The sequence below is a fragment of the Mangrovimonas sp. ST2L15 genome, from assembly GCF_001280515.1.
GTDB classification, from domain to species: domain Bacteria; phylum Bacteroidota; class Bacteroidia; order Flavobacteriales; family Flavobacteriaceae; genus Mangrovimonas; species Mangrovimonas futianensis.
Genome location: NZ_LBIQ01000051.1, coordinates 1 through 339 on the forward strand (window position 1 = coordinate 1; position 339 = coordinate 339).

1 protein-coding gene is annotated in these 339 nt (G+C 46.3%); it reads right to left on the reverse strand.

Annotation, left to right across the window (positions count from 1 at the left end):
- Positions 1 to 339 (reverse strand): hypothetical protein (locus ZA07_RS16225; RefSeq protein ID WP_197276761.1); only part of this gene is annotated, 339 nt, incomplete at both ends.

Genomic DNA, 339 nt, shown 5'->3' on the forward strand with positions numbered 1-339 from the left:
CTTGAATGGTGATGGTCTGTGACACCGAAGATGAATTGTTACATGCATCAGTGAATGTCCACGTTCTGGTCACCACGATGTTACAAGGATCTGTGTCGTCCATGCTATCTACAGCAGTAGCTGTAATATCACCAGCACAGTTGTCTGTAGCAGTCAACTCGCCAGCAGCAGGCATATCGCCGATACACTCGTAAGTGATATCTGCAGGAGCGTCAGGAGCAACCGGAGCAATTGTGTCTATAATAGTAAATGTAGCGGTAGTAGATGCTGCATTTCCACAACCATCAGTGGCAGTAAAAGTTACTGTAGCCGAACCAGTTTCCCCACAATCATCAGAAA